Raw genomic sequence first — 18,446 nt, 5'->3', positions numbered from 1 at the left:
TCTGGGGAACGGTGATGTCTGGTTGACAGTACCCGGTACGGATTCGCTGCTGCTCAAACCGTAAAACGTCCCGACAGTCTTCTTCTGCCAAGGAGCCTCACATATGCCAAAAACCCGCGTCATGATCGTCGATGATTCGGCCGTGGTACGCAAAGTCGTCTCCCAGGCCATCTCGCGCGAGCCCGCCATCGAAGTCATCGGCACGGCGCAGGATCCCATTTTCGCCCTGCAACGCCTGCAGCACGAATGGCCCGATGTCTTTATCGTCGACATCGAGATGCCCCGCATGGACGGCCTTACCTTCCTCAAAAAAATCATGGCCGAACGACCCACCCCGGTCATCATCTGCTCTTCCCTGGCCGCTCAGGGTACCCAGGTCGCCATGGAGGCCATCGCCGCCGGTGCCGTCAGCATCATCACCAAACCCAAGCTGGATCTCAAGGCTTTCCTCGAAGATGCCAGCAACGATATCGTCTCCGCCATCAAGGCTGCCGCCAGGGTCAACATGTCGGCACTGCGAAAACTGCAGACACCCGCCCAGCCTGTCGCGCCCAAATACGATGCCAGTGCCGTCCTCGGCCTGTCATCGCACAAAGGCGAACAGATGTACGGCACCACCCACAAGCTGATTGCCATCGGCACCTCCACCGGCGGCACCCAGGCGCTGGAGGCGGTACTGACCCGCCTGCCACGCGTCTGTACCGGACTGGTCATCGTGCAGCACATGCCGGAGAAATTCACCGCGCTCTTTGCCGAACGACTCGACAGCCTCTGCCAGATCGAGGTCCGCGAGGCCCGCGACGGCGATCGGGTCCGCAACGGACTGGCGCTGGTCGCACCCGGCGGCAGGCACATGCTGGTACGGCGCAGCGGTGCCCAATACTGCGTCGAGGTCAGGGACGGGCCGCTGGTCAATCGCCACAAGCCTTCCGTCGATGTGCTGTTCCGCTCTGTCGCACAGGTCGCCGGCAAGAATGCCCTGGGCATCATCATGACCGGCATGGGCGACGACGGTGCCCGCGGTCTGAAGGAAATGCACGAGGCCGGTGCCCGCACCCTGGCTGAAGATGAATCCACCTGCGTCGTCTATGGCATGCCCAAGGAAGCCGTGCGCATGGGCGGAGTGGACAAGGTCTTGCCTCTGGATCGCATGCCTCAGGAAATCGTCGCATTTCACTGAGAATGCCGCGCACGATACTGCGTGCTGAGCACCTTCAAAATCAGAATACCCGACTGATCGTCATGCTGCCGAACACCGGCCGATCCCCCTGGCCGTCAAATTCGCGGGTACGGTGATAGCGTGCAAAAGCCACCTTCCACGGCCCGTACGTGACGGCCAACCCATACCCGAAATCCGCCACAAAAGGCCGCTTGTGCACGCTGTGGCTGTTGCGGAAGGTATTGCCGTCCAACGTAATGTCATGCACCATCCAGCGCCCATCCACCGTGGCAAACAGGTGTCCGCCCCAGCCCCTGTTGCGTTCACCGCGCGGCTGTGGTGCCATGTTCTCGCCCGAGGGCCGCAACGGTGAACTGCCAAAATCATCCGGCAGACGCCAGCCAAAACGGATCTCCCCACCCACATTGGCATAGGTAGCGAGGTTGCCCAGGCTGCCCCCCCAGTGCGTCGAGGCATCCCAGCCCCAGCCCCGGCGTGCCTCGGCAGGCTGCCAGCGACGGGTACGCTCGTGGATCAGTTGGAAAACCGGCTCGTTGTGCAACTGGTTATCCCATCCCTTGAAGCGGTCGGCACCGATGATGCGATGCCATTCACTCTGCGTCTTGCCCGCCAGCGCGGCGGGGCCGACGACGCCCAGGCGCAGTACGGTAGTACGCAGCAGGTCATCGGCACGTGCGTTGTAGCCGGCACTGACAAACAGCACACCGGCATACGGGCGATCATCCTCGATCAGATCGGAGCGATAGCGATCCTCGGGCGTGAACATACCCTGACCAAGGCTGAACACCACATTCTGCAGATCGGTCGCCTCGGGATGCAGCCAGCGCAGGAAATGGCTGGTCTTGCGCATCCAGGCCGGCTGGCAGGGATCATTGCTGAAATCGGTCAGATTGGGCGACACCACCGACAACAGCAAGCCATTGGTGTAGTTCTGATCCTGATCGTCCCAACCGAACATATCATTGTCGAGCCGCAGCGTGACCCCGAAACCTGCCTGCTCGACCGAACTGTCGCGCACGCAGTCCTGCGCCACAGCCGTGCCCGCCAGCATGAACATGAGCACGCCCAGCAGGCCGCTGCCGCGCAGCCTGCGCGATGCACGGCGTTGCCCGGATCGGTATTGAGTCCGTGGAGTCATCTCGTTCTCGCCTCATGAAAGGGATAAGCAATGCTGCATAGGGTCCGGCCATGCCGGAAGCCGGAAAATTGTAACTGCGCCAGCACCGACAAAACGTGTCAGAGGGTAAGTCAACTTCGACCACCCTGTGACAATTTTGTCCAATTTTCAAGGGCATGGCGATCCGGTAGATTGCCTTTTCGCTGATCGGACAAGGGAGCGTCATGCCAGAATCGAAGATGTCGGGGATAAAAGTGGGTGGCTTGAATACGGTCGGATCGAATATGCCGGCCTCAGGTTTGCTGCAAGCTCATGTCCAGACTGCAGATCATGCCGTCTCACTCCCAGGCCTGCGCCTGACCAACGATCTGGTGTTCAAGGCACTTTTCAGTCGTCATCTGCATCTGCTGTCGGATCTGATCAACGCCGTTCTGCAGTGGCCATCCCCGGTTACCGTCGTCAAGGTGCTCAATCCCGATATCCTGCCGCGCCACGCCAATGGCAAACGCATCGTCATGGATATCCTGGTGCGTGATGCCACCGACGCCGTATTCATCATCGAGATGCAGGTACGCCGCGAAGAACCCTGGCCGGAACGCAATGTGTATTACCTGGCACGCGGCCTATCGGAACAGCTACAAGCCGGGCAGGATTATGAAAGTTTGCGCCCAGTGATCGGCATCAGCCTATTGGCTCATGACCTGTTCCCGGAATATCCACATCAGGCCCTCTGGCGGTTGGCCCTGCGTGATGAGCAGACACCCGCCGTCTGCTTCAAGGAAGCTCTGCAACTGCATATAATGGAACTGCCCAAGGCTGAACGACTGGGCGATCTGCCGCCCGAACTGCGCGCCTGGATCGCCTGCCTGCTGCACAACCTGGACGAGGCCGCCATGAAGCAGATTACCCATCCTCCCGTGCAGGAAACCCTGCAACACCTGCAGACCCTGTCTGCCGATGAAAAACTGCGCTGGGCGGCACTGCAGCATGATATTGCCATGCTCGATGAGCGTACCGCACTCAATCGTGCGACCCGCAAGGGGGTTGAGCAAGGATTGGCACAGGGTATTGAGCAGGGCCTGCAACAAGGTCGGGAAGAAGGTATCAAACAAACCCTGGCGCAAGGCCGTGAAGCGGCAGCGGGAACGCTGACTACATTACTGCTGCGCAAATTCAGCCATATTCCCATGCCGGTGCAGGATCGCATCGCCTCCGCCGACCTGGCTGCCTTGCAGCAATGGACCATCAACGTGCTGGATGCCGATCAGATCGAAGAGGTATTCAAAACACCGCTTTGATGTGTAGCAAGGTGCCACCACTCATGCCAAAGTCGGATACACCAACGCTGAATTCATCCTACGCTCCCAATTCGACCTGCACCTGTCTTTCGGCACTGCGCCCCAGATCATCACTGACCCGCAACCGGTAAGCCCCACTGCGCGGCGGACGCCAGGCCAGTCCTTCGCCGGGGGCAGACTGCCCCAGATACGACTGGCCGGCAAACCAGTACAGGCGCGTGGCCGCGCTGTCGGCCGAGGCGCGCAGCAGCAGCCCGGCTTCCTGCTCGGCACTGCCCAGCCTGTAGGTCACGCCCTGCAATGGTGCAAGGATCGACGGCGGATCACCTGCCACCTGCGCATGGCCCGTCCCGCATGCCGGCAGGCTGGGCGGATGACGGCGCGGCACGCTGGCGGCATCGAACAGACGCCGCATCTCGCCCGGCCAGAATTCGAACACCTCAAGGCGGCTGTCCTCAGGAAACGGCGGCCCGCACACGGCCCGTCCGGCCGCATCGACACGTACCGGCCGATGCAGCGTGGACACACGAATGGGCGACACGCCGGGCATGAACCAGGACGGCACGGTCTGCGGACACCAGCGGTCAGGCAGGTCGCCCGAAGCGCGGCACACCTGCACTGCCTCGACGCCCTGCGGAGGGGTATCACGCCAGTCGACACGCGGCCCGATGGCCGCCAGCGCATCGGCCAGCCGGAAAAACAGCGGCGCAGCCATCTGGGCACCAATGAATGCAGGATTGGCCCGCCCATCGAAATTGCCGACCCAGACCACCAGCACGTACGGGCCGATCAAACCCGCACTCCAGGCATCGTGAAACCCCCACGACGTACCGGTTTTCCAGGCTACGGGCCATTGTGCACCCCGCCGGTCGGGAGGCAAACCATCCGGGCGGGGGTTGTAGCGCAACATGTCGCGCACCATGAATGACGCGCCTGGCGACATCAGTGTTTCGCCCGCCGCCGCGGGATCGCCCTGCAGCATCCGGGCGCGAACGGCACGGCCATCGCGCCCCAGCGCCAGATAGAGCTGTGCCAGTTCCAGCGGCGTCAGCTCCCCACCCCCCAGGGCCAGCGCCAGGCCGTAATGCGCCTCTTCTCGCAAGCCGCTGACCCCTGCCCGCACCAGCAAATCGTGCAGGCCGGGCCGGCCCAGCCGGTTGGCCAGCCATACGGCAGGGATGTTGCGGCTGCGGATCAGGGCATCACGCGCGGTCAGCGGCCCGGCAAACTTGCCGTCGAAATTCTCCGGCTGGAAATACCCGAATGCCGTCGGAATGTCCCGCAACATGCTGAGCGGATGGATCAGGCCACGATCCAGGGCCAGCCCGTACAGGAATGGCTTGAGCGTGGAGCCCGGCGAGCGGCGGGCGCGTATGCCATCGACCTGGCCGTGGATAGAGACATCGAAATAGTCGGCCGAGCCGACCCAGGCCTTGACCGACAGGTCGCGACTGTCCAGCAGCAGCGCCGTTGCATTGCGCACGCCCCGGCTGGCCTGCTGCCGCACGAACTGACGCACAGTTGTCTCTGCCATCCGCTGCAGTACCGGAGACAGCGTGGTCTGCAACACGGTATCACTGCGGCTGGCCAGCAGGTGATCGCTTAAATGCGGTGCGGAAAACGGCAGGCGTCGCTGCGTCGCAGGCGGCAGTTCCAGTGCCATGACACCGCCATTGCGGGCATCATCGGGATAGGCCTGCAACCAGTCCTGCAGCAATGCTTCGGTCGCCCGCCGCTGCGCTGAACCAGAGCGACTGCGCCAGGTCGGCTGTTGCGGCATCACCGCCAGCGCCAGTGCCTCGGATAACGACAGGCGGCTGGCCGGCTTGCCGAAATACAGCCGGCTGGCCGCGCCGACCCCCTCGATGTTGCCACCCATGGGCACCAGGTTGAGATAAGCCTCGAGCAATTCATCCTTGCCATGGCGCAACTCCAGCCAGAGCGCCAGCGCCATCTGTTGCAACTTGCCAGCCACGGTACGGGTATTGAGGCCGTAGAGCCGGCGCGCCAGTTGCATGGTGACCGTGGAAGCCCCCATGCGCGTCCCGCCACCATAGGTTTCACGCACGGCACGCAGCAGGGCCACCGGGTTGATGCCCGGATGCCAGTAAAAATATCGATCTTCCTTGAGCAGCATGGCCTGCACCATGCTGTCGGGAATATCGGCCAGCGGCACATGCTCCCGGTATTGCTGGTCCGGGGCCAGGGTCATGCGCAGCAGACTGCCGTCGGCGGCAAGCACCTGGCGTGAAAAAGCCACTTCGGCAAACAGGCCCGGACCCGGCCACAGCCGCACCCCCACGACTACCAGCCCCAGCACAATCGCCACCACCAGCACACCATATAGCCAGCGCCAGCCTCGGCGGCGCGATGACAGGGGTTGCTGCAAGTCCGAAGCTGGAGGTGGCGGCCCCTGCGCCAGACGCCACCACCCAGCACGCCTCATGGCTGGACGATTTCCAGCCGGCCCACGGCACCGTGAGCCTGCAGCGTCGGATCGTACATGCCCTCGGCATAAGCCGGCGGGATACCGAACTCGCCGGCGCTGACCGCACGGACGCGATAGACGAATGTGCGATCCTGACGATCCAGCCAGCCATACAGGATCACCCGATCCTCGCGTACATCAACCTGCTCCGGTTCCCAGTCGCTGCGCTCCGGCTCGCCGATCGGCGCACGCCAGCCGCCCTCGCCCCCTTCCTCGTCGAAGTATTCACCGGACTCATCGGCTGCGGCATCGTAGCCCGAGCTGTTTTCATCGACCTGCGGTGCCATGCGGTAGACAGGTTCAACGCCCCCCGGCAACAGATCGACTACGGCCACCTGGCCTGAACGATTGTCATCGGTCACCCGCACGCGTACCTGCACCAGCATTTCCTGGCCGACTTCGGCACGCGTCAGCGGCTTGCCGTCCAGATCCAGATAGGCATGCATCACCTCCAGTCCTTCGTATACCGGCTGGGTCGGCACGTCGCGGTCAAAGCCGGCCTGGCTCAGCATGTAGAAGGCCGGTGCCCGCCCCGTCTTTTCCAGTTCGACCTGGCGGGTGCCCACCGGTACGGCCGCTTGCGGCGGATTGCCCTGCAGGTCCAGTGCAATCCGCAGCCCTTCGGTCGCGCCAGCCTGGGCGGCCATGCGTGCGCTGGCCTGCAGTGCCATGTCGGCACCAGCCTGGGTGCCGTAGGCATCGAGCGCCCGCACCAGCAATGCGGCCGAATACGAACTGTAGCGCTGTGCAGCAATCGCCTCGCCCATGCGATCCAGCACCGCATCCGGCACGCTCTTGCGGGCGGCAGCAAAATGCCGGCTCATCAGCGTCAGGCGCTCGGCATCATGGATCAGCGGATCGCTGTACTGGCCACTGCGCTGCCAGGGCGACAGCAATTGCCAGGGCACATCGGCAAACAGGGCGTCGGCCTGCCGGTCTTCCCGCATCAGGCGATAGGCAGCAGCCAGATAGGCCGCGCCCAGGTCACGACGCCATGCATCACCATGGTAAACCTCGTACTGTTCACGGATATCGGCCAGCATCCGCCCGGCCTGTCGCCCTTGGCGGGTCAACAGATAGGCGGCATAGGCACGCAGGCGCAGATCCTCCATGCCTTCGGATGGACGATTCGCCAGTGCCTCGGCATAGTCAAGCGTACGCGCCAGCAGGTCATCCGACACGACCAGGCCACGCTGACGGGCCTCGATCAGGAAATCGAGCGCATACAGTGTCGCCATGTCGTCGGCCTCCAGGCTGGCTGACCACATGCCGATCCCGCCGTCGTAGTTCATGCGCTGGCGCAACAGCCGCTCGGCCTGCGCATAGGCATCGCGAGCCTGCTGTGTCGTGCCGCCCGCCTCGGTACCCAGCACCAGCGCCGGCATGGCCTTGGACACCATCTGCTCGGTGCAGCTGTAGCTGTAGTCTCCCAGATACTGGGACAGGCCGCTGATCCAGGCCAGCGGCGATGCCGCTGCACTGAGCCCGACCTGCCGATAGGCGTCATGCAGGTTGCGCGACAGCGCCAGCGTCTGGCTGCCTGTTGAAAAACGGCCGGCATCGAGCGTCACGCGATGCGTGCTCAAGGGTCGCACCGAGATTTCCTCGCCGATGCTCACCTTGCGGCCATCCGGCAGGTGAGCAGTCCAACGCAGCGCCGCCGCCCCCAGTTGCTCACCGGCCTGAACCTGCAGCTTCAGCGTCTGCTCGCGACGCGGTGCCAATGTAAGCGTCTGCTGCGTGCCATCGGCCAGAACCAGGCCCGTGTCGGCGACAACCTCCAGCCGCACTTCGGCCGGCGCGTCCAGGTTGCTGTAGACCCCTGCGGTTACTTCAAAACGGTCTCCCGGCGAGACAGCAGCCGGTACGTTGGGGGTGATCACCAGCGGGCCGCGCACGGCGCTGGCACCTTCTGCCACGCCGATGCCCTGGGCATCGACCGCCACGGCAAAGAGCCGCAGCGAGCCGTTAAAGCTCTCCGGTACCGTATAGCTGAACTGCGACCGGCCCGCCGGCACGTCGATCAGCCCGGACCACCAGGCGACCGGCGGCTGGCGCTTGCGCTTGAATGGGTTGAGATGCGCATCGAGCACGCCTTCACCGTCACCCCCGGCAGCGGCTACATTCAGCAGGCGACTGAACTCGGGCAGGATCAGGTCGAGGATCTGGCTGGTTTCGACTTCCAGCGCACGCTTGCGGAAGAAATGCGCCAGCGGCTCGGGTGTACGGTAGCGCGCCACGCTCAGGATACCTTCGTCCACGGCATAAACCACGGCCCGCGCCGGACGACCACTCTCCAGCGAGAAGGTCAGTGTCTGGCCGGGTTCTATCTTCTCGGGCGAGGTCAGCGCCAGCGGCAGTGTACGGCGCTCCAGACTCAGCTTGAAGGGAGCCACGCCGACCGACAGCGGGCTGGCATAGATCTCATCGGAAGACGGTGCACGCACGAACTGAACATTGACGTAGGCATTGCCCTCCAGGTCATCGGGAATGCGGATGCGCTGCACGCTGCTGGTCGTATCGGCACGGAACCACTGCGCCTGGTAGACGCGATCACGCTCGATGGTGATCAGGCCGGCACCGACATAGGGCGCTCGCACCGAGATTTCGATCTCGTCGCCAGGGCGGTACTGCGCACGGTCGAGTTTCAACTGCAGCTCGGCATTGCGATCCAGGGCACGCGTCATGTTGGCGGCACCGGCAACCGAATAGTCGATGGCATTGAGCAGCCGCCCTTCGGCATCCATCAGCCGCAGGCTGAAGTCACCCGGCTTGCCGGTATCCAGCGGCCAGGCCTTGCCTGCCACCGGCACCCCAAACGGCTGGCTGCCCAGCGACACTTCCTTGAGCCGCGAGACATAACGATAGGTATCGTCGGGCTGGCGCACCAGCACCGATACATAGCGCTTTTCGACCAGATCCAGGGTCAGCCCCTCGACCGCCACCGGTTCGAGATCCGGCCCGACGGCCAGCCAGTCCACGGCGCGCTGGGCACCTCGCGCCACATAATCGAGCGCATCGCGGCTGCGCACGCCCACCAGCCAGGGCGCGCTCGATACCAGCACACGCGACTGGGCCGCCACATTGCGTCCGCCTTCTGCCTCATAGACCCGCGTCAGCAATTGCAGGCCGTAGGTCCCCTCGGCAAACCGGTCCAGACCCAGGTCGAATGTGGCCTGGCCGTTTTCGTCGGTCTGCTGGTCCGGCAGGTTCTCGATGCTGACTTCGCTGCGCGGGTTATAGGCACGGAAGCGATAGTCGCGATAGCGCTCGAAACCGGCAAAAGCGGGGGCCAGGCGCATCTCGGCCGATACGCGCCGGTCCGAAGCCGGGGCGCCGAACAGATGCATGGCCTCGACCCGCGCCTGCACCTGATCCGGGCGCACCCAGCCGACAACCGGCTGCGCCGTCAGATCCAGACCGACTTTCATCCGGTCCGGCTCGAAATCACGCACGCGGAATGTCGTGCTGCCGATTTCGGTTTCTTCGCCATCCGGTCCCATCAGGTGCAACGACGCCTGGTAATCCCCCGCCGCAGCGGTTTCGCTGCTGGTGTACTCCATTTCGTCAAATCCGCCCGCCGACAGGCTGTAGCGCTGGCGCAGCACCATCATGCCGCGTGGATCGAATACACGGAATTCCAGCGGCATGCCGGCCAGGTCACCCTGCCAGTCGGCGCGCCGCACGATCAGGCCCAGGTGTGCCGTTTCGCCCGGCCGGTACAGGCCTCGATCGGTGAACAGGTAACCCTGCAGCCGGTCGGGCTGGCCACTCTCGTAGGCACCGCCCACGTCAAAGCGTGAATAATCCAGATAATGCGAGCGCTTGGCCAGCGGCAGGAACGACATGTCGGTACCGGCAGAGACCACGATCATCAGGGGTGCACGTTCGCGCCGCAGGTCGCCCAGTTGGGCAAAGTGCGCGCGCCCCTGTGCATCGGTGAACTGGCGGGCCACCGGCAGGCCGTTGCGGCCGACCAGTTCGACCTGCGCCTGCGCCACCGGCTCGCCGGTGCCGATGGACTGCACAAACACATCCTGGCTGCCATCGCTGGCGCGCTTGGCAATGATGCCCAGGTCGGTGACCACGATGAAACGCGTATCGCGGGCCTCGTAGCCCTGTACAAACGTACGGTCATCTTCGTCGTCGGTGGCGGCAATCCGCACCACGAACACGCCCCGACGCCCGCCCTGGGCCGTCAGGTAATCGCCCAGGTCCACACTGCTGTAGCGCGTCTTGGCCGGATCACCGGGCGGCAACATGATATCCAGCCGCTCGCGCTCGACCATGCGGTCGAACGACGATTCCGACAGGGATGGCCGGGCAAAGGTCCCGCTGCCCTGGTCCACCAGATGATGCAGCTGATTGGGCAGCATGCGGGCAATTTCCACCTGCGCGCCCGGTACGCCACGCGCCATGAAGCCCAGCCGGCGCTCGCCCGACAGGCCCAGCAGCGCGCCATCGGACATGAAGCGCAGCACCCGCGGGTAATCCGGCATGGTCTGCACCTCGAGATGCGGATTGCGCGCCAGGTAACCCCCGATGGCTTCCAGCCCCGCCTGGACCCGCACGAATATCTGGCGTCCCGGCGGCGCATCGAAACGGAAGGCATGCTGCGTATTGAGCGGCTCGATGCTGGGCACGTGCGTCAGCGCAATCCGCGACGACCGCGCCAGCACGGCATCGGTCACGTCCATCGTATCCCAATAGCCCTGATCCCGCGCACGCACGGGCAACACCCAGGCCTGCACGCCGGCCGCAATGGTGTCGTCCGTCATGGGGCGGGTACTGTGCAGCATCAGAACCGGTTCCGGCTCGCCCTGGTCATTGTCGGCAAAGATGATGCCGCCGCTTTCGAACTCCAGCTGGTAGCGTCCGGGCACGGTCAGGGCGCGATGCATGTCCCTGTCCAGTGCCTGGCCACCGCTGCGTGCCTTGATACCCTTGTCCAGCCGCAGTTCGGCCTGCACGGACTCCAGCGGCACCGCCAGCGCAGCCGACAGGATATAGGCCTTGAGCCCTTGTTCATCAAACCGGATGGCCGGCTCTGCGGCCTGCCCGGCCTGATATTGCAGGCCCTTGCCCAGGTTGAAGGCGACCCGCCGACGCACGCTTTCCTCATCGACCGGATGGGTGAAGGCAACCGTGGCCGCCGCCCGCTTGATCTGCTCGTCCTGCGGATCCTGGTAGAACGTCAGGGCCTCGATCCAGCCGTTGAAGGCCTGCGTCTCGAACGTACCCTGCGCCGACGACAGCAACACGCCCGGTGCCAGCAACCGCTCAGGCTGCATCGTCACATCATATTTTTGCCCGACCGGCCAATCGCCTGCCGGCTCGAACACCAGCAGGCGACTGCTGCTCCAGCGCCATTGCCCGTCGATGGCCGGCGACACGGACACACCTTGCGTCAGCACCTGCCCCACCGCCTCCAGCGGTGCCACCGGCTCGGCAAAGGCCACGCGCAGCGGCTGCACATGACGGCCATTCTCGTCGTAGCGGGTCAGCTCCGGGGCCACGATGCGGTACTGCACAGTGTGCGGCTGCGGCCTGGATTCATACCACTGCCAGCCATACCAGGCCCCTGCGGCCACCAGCGCCAAACCAGCCAGTGCCGCACCGGCAACCCGCGGCCGACGCCGCATGCCATTTCCCAGCCATGCAAAGCCACTGCCCAGGGCAGCCAGCCAGGCGGGGGCCTGCCACTGCACCCGTCCGAACAGGAATACCCAGCAGGCGGCCAGCAGGCGGCATACGCCACCGCTCACGGCACGCAACGGGCGGGCCAGGGAAGAGAGGAATTTCATGGTGCGGGCAGATATCAGGGGAACAGACGCATTATCGCCTATTTGCTGCTGCGGCGACGCCACGCAAGCGTGCCTGTGCACCCGGAATGTGTCTCGCATCGGCCTAGGGTTTTCCTAGGTTTGCACAATACATATTACTTCATATGATATTTGATAAGAACCCACCATAACAGGAGACAAACATGTCGCACACGACACTCAAACACTTCATCAACGGCCAGTACACAGCCGCCGCAGACAGTGAATACTTCGATCTGGTCAGCCCGGTCACCGGGCAGGTCTACGCCCGCTCGCCCAATGCCACGCAGGCCGATATCGACCGCGCCTACGATGCAGCCAGGGGAGCGTTTCGCACATGGGGCCGCAGCACGCCCTCGCAACGCCAGAAAGCCCTGCTGGCGCTGGCCGATGCCGTCGAACAGAATGCCGACCGTCTGATCGAGGCCCAAAGCCGCAACACCGGACAGCTCAAATACCTGATTGCGTCCGAGGAAGTCGCGACCTCTGCCGACCAGATCCGCTTTTTCGCCGGCATGGCACGCTGCCTCGAAGGCAAGGCCAGCGCCGAATACATACCGGGCCTGACATCCTCGATCCGCCGCGAACCACTGGGCGTGGTCGGTCAGGTCACCCCCTGGAACTACCCGTTGATGATGGCCGTCTGGAAATTGGCACCGGCCCTGGCCGCCGGCAACACCACCGTGCTCAAGCCCAGCGACACCACGCCGGAAAGCACCCTGCTGCTGGCCGAACTGGCCGCCCCGTTCTTTCCGGTCGGCACCATCAATGTCTTGCTGGGCAAGGCCGATGCCGGTGCCCGAATTGTCTCGCACAAGACCCCGGCACTTGTCTCCATTACCGGCTCCGTCAGGGCCGGCCTGCAGGTCGCCGCTGCAGCCGCCTCCAACCTGACCCGCGCCCACCTCGAACTGGGCGGCAAGGCACCCGTCGTGATCTTCGAGGACGCCGATCTCGACAAGGCGGCCACCACCATTGCCACCACGGGCTATTTCAATGCCGGCCAGGACTGCACCGCAGCCGCGCGGGTGCTGGTGGCAGAATCCGTCCACGACGATTTCGTGGCCCGCCTGGTCGAAGCGGCCAGGGCCACCCGCTTTGGCGACCCTGACGACGAGGATGCGCTCTACGGACCGCTCAACAATGCCAGCCAACTGGAGCGGGTCCAGGGTTTCATCGAGCGCCTGCCGGCCCATGCGCGCATCGAAACGGGTGGCAAGCAGGCAGACCGCCCGGGTTTCTACTTCGAGCCCACCGTCATCACCGGGCTGCAGCAGCATGACGAAGCCATCCAGACCGAGATTTTCGGGCCGGTCATTACCGTGCAGTCCTTCCGGGACGAAGCCGATGCCCTCGACAAGGCCAACGATGTCGAATACGGCCTGGCCTCCAGTGTCTGGACCCGCGACCACGGCCGTGCCACGCGGCTGTCGGGCGCGCTCGACTTCGGCACGGTCTGGATCAATACGCACATCCCGCTGACCGGGGAAATGCCGCACGGCGGCTTCAAGCGCTCGGGCTACGGCAAGGATCTCTCGGGCTACGGTTTCGAGGAATACACCCGCATCAAGCATGTGATGAGCGCACACGACTGAGCACACGGGAGAACACCATGACAGCAATCGAAAGCCTGCGCGAGCGTGTCGCCCGCGCACACCGCGAACTTTTCACAGAGCGCGACACCGGCGCGCTGGAGCGCTACTTCTCACCCGATTTCGTCGAGCACTCGCCCCTGGTTGCCGATGGACTGGAAGGTCTGCGCACACTGGTGGCGGCGCATCCGGACCTGCACCATGAGGCTCATCGTGTGCTTCAGGATGGCGATCTGGTTGCCATCCACGGTCGCTATACCGGACTGGAAAAGCAGCCACTGATCGGTTTTGATCTGTACCGGATCGCCGATGGCCTGATCGTCGAGCACTGGGACGGGCTGGTGCCCGAGGCGGCCCCCAACGCCAGTGGCCGCAGTCAGCTCGACGGCCCCACCGATCCCGGCACGGGGCACGACCCGGAACAGAACCGTGCACGGGTGACGCGCTTTTTCACGGAGACGCTGATCGCAGGTGACTACGAAGGCTTTCGGCGCTACACGGACGGCAAGACTTTCCTGCAGCACAGCCCGGACATCGCCGATGGCGTCGAGCCGGTCATCGCCTTTCTCGAAAAGCTGCGTGACGAGGGACAGGCCCTGGACTATGCCCGTATCCACCATACCGTTGCCGATGGCCAGTTCGTACTGACCCACTCGGAAGGTGCCATCGCCGGGGCACGCCATGCCTATTTCGAACTGTGGCGCGTCCAGGACGGCAGGATCATCGAACTGTGGGATGCCATCATGCCCGTGCCGGAAGATGCCCAGGCACTGCACAGACATGGCATATTCTGACTTTCGCTTTTCCACCACTGCATTGATGTCATGACTGCGCATACTGTCGTCTACTCTCCCATCGGCCAGAGCTCCCGCGCCGAGCAGATTGCCGAACGGCTCAGCAACGCCATCGTGGCCGGCCTGCTCGAAACCGAGGAGCAACTGCCCAACGAGGCGGAGCTGTCACGGCTCATGGGGGTTTCGCCGGTCACGATACGCGAAGCCCTCAACACGCTGCGCGCGCGCGGCCTGATCGACACCCGGCGCGGCCGCAACGGCGGCAGTTTCGTCTGCCGACTGCCCGAACGGGCCCGCCAGGAGCATCACCCCCTGCGCCTGGCCAGCAGCGACGGCATCGCCGACCTGGGCGAACTGCACGCTGCCATCATTGGCCACAGCGCCCTGCTGGCCGGGCAACGCAGCACGGCCAGGGATCAGGAGCGACTGGCCTCGCTGGTTGCGGATTTCGCCCAAGCCAGCCAGCCCGAAGCCCGTGCCCAGGCCGACATGCGTTGCCTGCTGACACTGGCAACGCAGGCGCAGTCAGCCCGTCTTGCCAACCAGGCGCTGGCCATCCAGGCAGAATGGGCACCGCTGGCTGCGGCGCTCTACCACGACAGCCAGGCTCACGCCGTCACGGTCCAGGCCTATGGCCGGATCCTGGCCGCCCTGGCAGCCGACGACGGCATGGCCGCACGCGATGCCGCGCAAGGCATGCTGGCCGCGCTCACCGCACAGATGCTCGACCTCAAGTTGCGTCTGCGCGATCCGACATCATCGCCCCCCACTGCAGCAGCCTGATGCACCATCAGGACAGGAGCAGAAAATGCGCATTCAATCCCAAATAGAACACGCCCAGGACACACTGGAACGCATCATCGGCGACATGCAGCACAGCGCCGCCGCACTGGCCCGCATTGCCGCCGACATCGTCCCTTCACCCCAGCCCGGCACCCAGGGCACCCGACTGTCGGACAGCCAGCGCCAGGCACTGCAGGCACACATCCAGGTGGCCCTCGAACGCCATGCCTGGTGCCACGGTGCAGGCTTTGCCAGCTATGCGTCGCCCACGGCCACCGACAATGGCTACTGGACCCTCGAATGGTGGCTGCGCGAAGCCGGCGATGCCCGCCAGGCACATCTCGACCAGAGCCAGGAAATCCGGCAACGCCTGGATTTCCGTACCTTCGACTGGTTCGAACAACCGGCACGCCGCCACCAGCCCTTTGTCGACGGCCCCTACGTGGATTATGTCTGCAACGGTGCCTACACCATGACGGCTGCCCACCCGGTCATGATCGACAACGCCTTTGCCGGGGTCACGGCAGTCGATGTGCTGGTCTCGACACTTGAAACACTCGCCCTGCCGGCGCTGACGACCATCTCACAGCCAGCGCTCGTCCTCAACAGCGACCGCCGCGTCATTATCTCGACCTCACCCGACATCCGTACCGGCGACCTCTGGAAGACAAACCGACTGCCCGCCTGCCACAGCAAGCCGGGCATCCCACTGCAACTGGTCGTTCTGGACGACGCGCCCGGCCTGCCGCCCAGCGGCCCCCGCTGACGCCCCCGCTCCCGCAGCAGCACCACCCCGACAAGACGCAGCACCCTGTCCGCCCGGACCGGGCAGGCCGGCCTGCGCCCTGATTTTTTACCTTTGATGGAGAACGTCACATGAAATGGTATCTGCACGCCCTCAGGCATTACGCCACCTTCCGGGGCACAGCCAGCCGCCGGGAATACATCGGCTTTCTGCTGATCCAGCTCTGCGCAATTGCGCTCATTTCCTTTCTGGAGCGGACCTTTGCCCTGGCCAACCCGGAAATCGGTATGGGCTGGCTCACCGCGCTGTATCTGCTGCTGACACTGCTGCCCGGTCTGGCCCTGGCTGCCCGTCGCCTGCACGACACCGGCCACAGCGGCTGGTGGCTGCTGCTCTGCCTCCTGCCGCCCATCGGCCTGCTCTTCATCTTCGGACTGGCCCTGCCGAAAGGCGGCTCGGCCACGCATGACCACCTTCAAGCCGCCACGCAGCCTCATTGACACCACACCAGGAGCCCTATCATGACCCTCAATCGACGCAATTTCATGCTCAAGAGTGCCGCCCTGTCCGGTGCGAGTGCCTGCGCCGCCCTGCTGCCCGCTCCGCTGCTGGCACGGATCGCGGACCTCACCGGCCCGGTCGGCCAGGCCGCCCCCGCCCCCGTGCTGCTGCCGGATGCCCACCAGACAGCGTCCCGACTGGGGCTGGATCCCCGTATCTGGAACTGGCATCGCGACACCTCGCCTGCCGACCCGGCACCGGCCAACTATTACGAGGCATCGCTGGCAGCCTGGCCTGATTTCGGCCCGTTGGCAGGCGACCGCACCTGCGACGTGGTCATCGTCGGCGGCGGCCTGCTCGGCGCATCGACGGCGCTGCACATGGCCGAGGCCGGGCTCGACGTCATCCTGGTCGAGAAGGATCATATCGGCTCGGGCGCGTCCGGCCGCAACGGCGGACAGCTCACGCCGGGACTGGCGCGCTGGGAAGCCGAGACCATGCTCGACAATCTCTCTGCTGAAGATGCTCAGAAACTCTGGCGCTTCGCCTCGGTGGAAGCCATGGAGCTGCTGGACGCACTCTCGGCCCGCCACGGTTTTGAATGCGACCGCAAACACGGCCACATCACGGCCGCCGTGCATGCCGGCCACATGGGTGCTCTGGTCCAGAATGCCGACGCCCGACGCCGCCTGGGCGATCGGGCCGTTCGCATCATCGGGCCGCACGAACTGCAAGAATATGTCCGCTCGGATATCTACCACGGCGCGGCGCTCGACAGCTCGGGCGGCCAGGTCCATCCGCTGGCACTACTGCGCGGCCTGATCCATGCCTTCACGGCACAGGGCGGCACCGTACACGACGGCACGCCCGTTGAAAAAATCGAGACAGATTCTGCAGGTACTCGGGTCGTGACCCCCGGCGGCGTGCTCCATGCCCGCAAGGCGGTCGTGCTGGGCGTTCACAGTGCCACCGGCCAGTTCCTGCCCGGCAGCTCTACCACGGTGCCTTTCTACACCTACGTGGCCGTCACCCCGCCCTTGCCCGTACCAGCCGCCGAACTGCTGCCCGCCGACCTGCCGGTCTATGACACACAACTGCAGATCGACTATTACCGGGCCGTGCGCGGCAACCGGCTGTTGTTTGGCGGCCAGGGCACCGGCAACTCATGGTCGTCACGCGATGTGAACAATTACCTGCTGGAACGGATCAGGACCGTATTTCCGCAACTGGAATCGCCCGAACTGGAATACTCCTGGGGCGGCATCAGCGACATCACCCTGAGCGGGGTCACCGACTGCCGCAAGAGCGATGCTGCCGTGCCTGTCTACATGGCTCATGGCTGGAGCGGCCATGGCGTGGCCCAGACCGTACGGATCGGCAAGGCCATCAGCGACGACCTCACGGGTCGCAACCATGATTTCGCGATGCTGACGCGTTTCGAGCATGCCCCCATTCCCATGGGTGACTATCTCGGCCCCGTCGCCATACCGCTGGTCAAGGGAGCCCTGAGCCTGAAGAGTCTGGTGAATCCGGCGGATATGGTGTCGTTTTGAGGGGTGTTTTACGGCGAGAAAGGGCGCTATGCGTGTCGCTGAGCGTCGGCACTCACGCCCTGAGAGCAGACCGGGCACTGTAATAGAGCCGATTGCAAGGGGGAGCGTGCTTGTTTGTGATCATCATAGCTCGTTCTCTCTCACCTTATAGAACAAAGACTGCAGGGCGCTGACAAGGACGATGGATGTCGGCTTTCGACCCATAGCAGACATCTATTAAACCTGAGTTAAGCTGCACCACAACGCAGCATCGGATCGAACTGTTAGGCAACTGAAGCGAACATTTTAAGAGTTTGGACGATCCGTACTATCCGTTTTTTCTGCTGGAAAAATTGCGCATTCTTGCCAAGCAACGCCAAGCTCACTAGCTACATCAGCCACCGCATCATCAGCTGCCTCGTAAGAGCTAAAGCCAGATCGCAACACTCGAGATATGCCGCAGCCTGGATCTCCTGATGGGATGACATGGCATATGGCGTATTCGCCTGTAGATCCTAAGTTTTTTCTCAAAACTGCTGTCCTTATAAAAATTCAACCCTTAGCCCTATCAAAAGCGCCCTCCGATTGAGAGCG

The 18,446-nt window shown here is 64.0% G+C and carries 11 protein-coding genes; 8 read left to right on the top strand and 3 right to left on the bottom strand.

Annotation, left to right across the window (positions count from 1 at the left end):
• The first annotated feature begins 103 nt into the window (after positions 1 to 103).
• The gene (locus ABN482_RS09680) at positions 104 to 1,180 is read left to right on the top strand and encodes a protein-glutamate methylesterase/protein-glutamine glutaminase (protein ID WP_349503792.1); all 1,077 of its coding nucleotides are present in this window, start codon (positions 104 to 106) and stop codon (positions 1,178 to 1,180) included.
• 40 nt (positions 1,181 to 1,220) lie between these two features.
• Here ABN482_RS09680 and ABN482_RS09675 read toward each other — a convergent pair whose 3' ends face one another.
• Entirely contained in the window at positions 1,221 to 2,318 is a 1,098-nt protein-coding gene (locus tag ABN482_RS09675; RefSeq protein WP_349503791.1) for a lipid A deacylase LpxR family protein, read from the bottom strand.
• A 263-nt stretch (positions 2,319 to 2,581) separates the two neighbouring features.
• On the opposite strand from ABN482_RS09675, the gene ABN482_RS09670 reads away from it, so the two are divergent.
• Positions 2,582 to 3,595 carry an Rpn family recombination-promoting nuclease/putative transposase gene (locus ABN482_RS09670; RefSeq protein WP_349503790.1) on the top strand — a complete coding sequence of 338 codons (1,014 nt, stop codon included), beginning with the start codon at positions 2,582 to 2,584 and terminating at the stop codon, positions 3,593 to 3,595.
• Between the two features lie 58 nt (positions 3,596 to 3,653).
• Here the strand turns inward: ABN482_RS09670 and pbpC are convergent, their stop codons facing one another.
• Complete coding sequence (gene pbpC / locus ABN482_RS09665; RefSeq protein WP_349503789.1) at positions 3,654 to 6,041, bottom strand: penicillin-binding protein 1C; 2,388 nt, start codon at positions 6,039 to 6,041, stop codon at positions 3,654 to 3,656.
• On the bottom strand, positions 6,038 to 11,887 hold the full coding sequence (locus ABN482_RS09660) for an alpha-2-macroglobulin (RefSeq protein WP_349503788.1): 5,850 nt from the start codon (positions 11,885 to 11,887) through the stop codon (positions 6,038 to 6,040). The genes pbpC and ABN482_RS09660 overlap by 4 nt, the downstream gene beginning before the upstream one ends.
• A gap of 182 nt (positions 11,888 to 12,069) precedes the next feature.
• Here ABN482_RS09660 and ABN482_RS09655 point away from each other — a divergent pair, with 182 nt between their 5' ends.
• From ABN482_RS09655 to ABN482_RS09630, 6 genes are all read left to right on the top strand, one after another.
• A complete protein-coding gene (locus ABN482_RS09655) occupies positions 12,070 to 13,500 on the top strand; it encodes a gamma-aminobutyraldehyde dehydrogenase (protein WP_349503787.1) in 1,431 nt (476 codons plus the stop codon).
• 17 nt (positions 13,501 to 13,517) lie between these two features.
• A complete protein-coding gene (locus ABN482_RS09650) occupies positions 13,518 to 14,291 on the top strand; it encodes a nuclear transport factor 2 family protein (RefSeq protein ID WP_349503786.1) in 774 nt (257 codons plus the stop codon).
• Between the two features lie 30 nt (positions 14,292 to 14,321).
• Positions 14,322 to 15,074, top strand: a complete 753-nt coding sequence (locus ABN482_RS09645; protein ID WP_349503785.1) for a FadR/GntR family transcriptional regulator — start codon at positions 14,322 to 14,324, stop codon at positions 15,072 to 15,074.
• Positions 15,075 to 15,099: 25 nt separating this feature from the next.
• Entirely contained in the window at positions 15,100 to 15,840 is a 741-nt protein-coding gene (locus ABN482_RS09640) for a cache domain-containing protein (protein WP_349503784.1), read from the top strand.
• A 110-nt stretch (positions 15,841 to 15,950) separates the two neighbouring features.
• Positions 15,951 to 16,319 (top strand): DUF805 domain-containing protein, encoded by a 369-nt coding sequence (locus ABN482_RS09635; protein WP_349503783.1) that lies wholly within the window; start codon positions 15,951 to 15,953, stop codon positions 16,317 to 16,319.
• 21 nt (positions 16,320 to 16,340) lie between these two features.
• Entirely contained in the window at positions 16,341 to 17,873 is a 1,533-nt protein-coding gene (locus tag ABN482_RS09630; RefSeq protein ID WP_349503782.1) for an NAD(P)/FAD-dependent oxidoreductase, read from the top strand.
• Positions 17,874 to 18,446 lie beyond the last annotated feature (573 nt).

This window comes from Corticimicrobacter sp., from assembly GCF_040137905.1.
Lineage (GTDB): Bacteria > Pseudomonadota > Gammaproteobacteria > Burkholderiales > Burkholderiaceae_B > Corticimicrobacter.
Note: the sequence above shows the minus strand (reverse complement) of the source record. Positions and strands in the feature narration are given on the sequence as shown.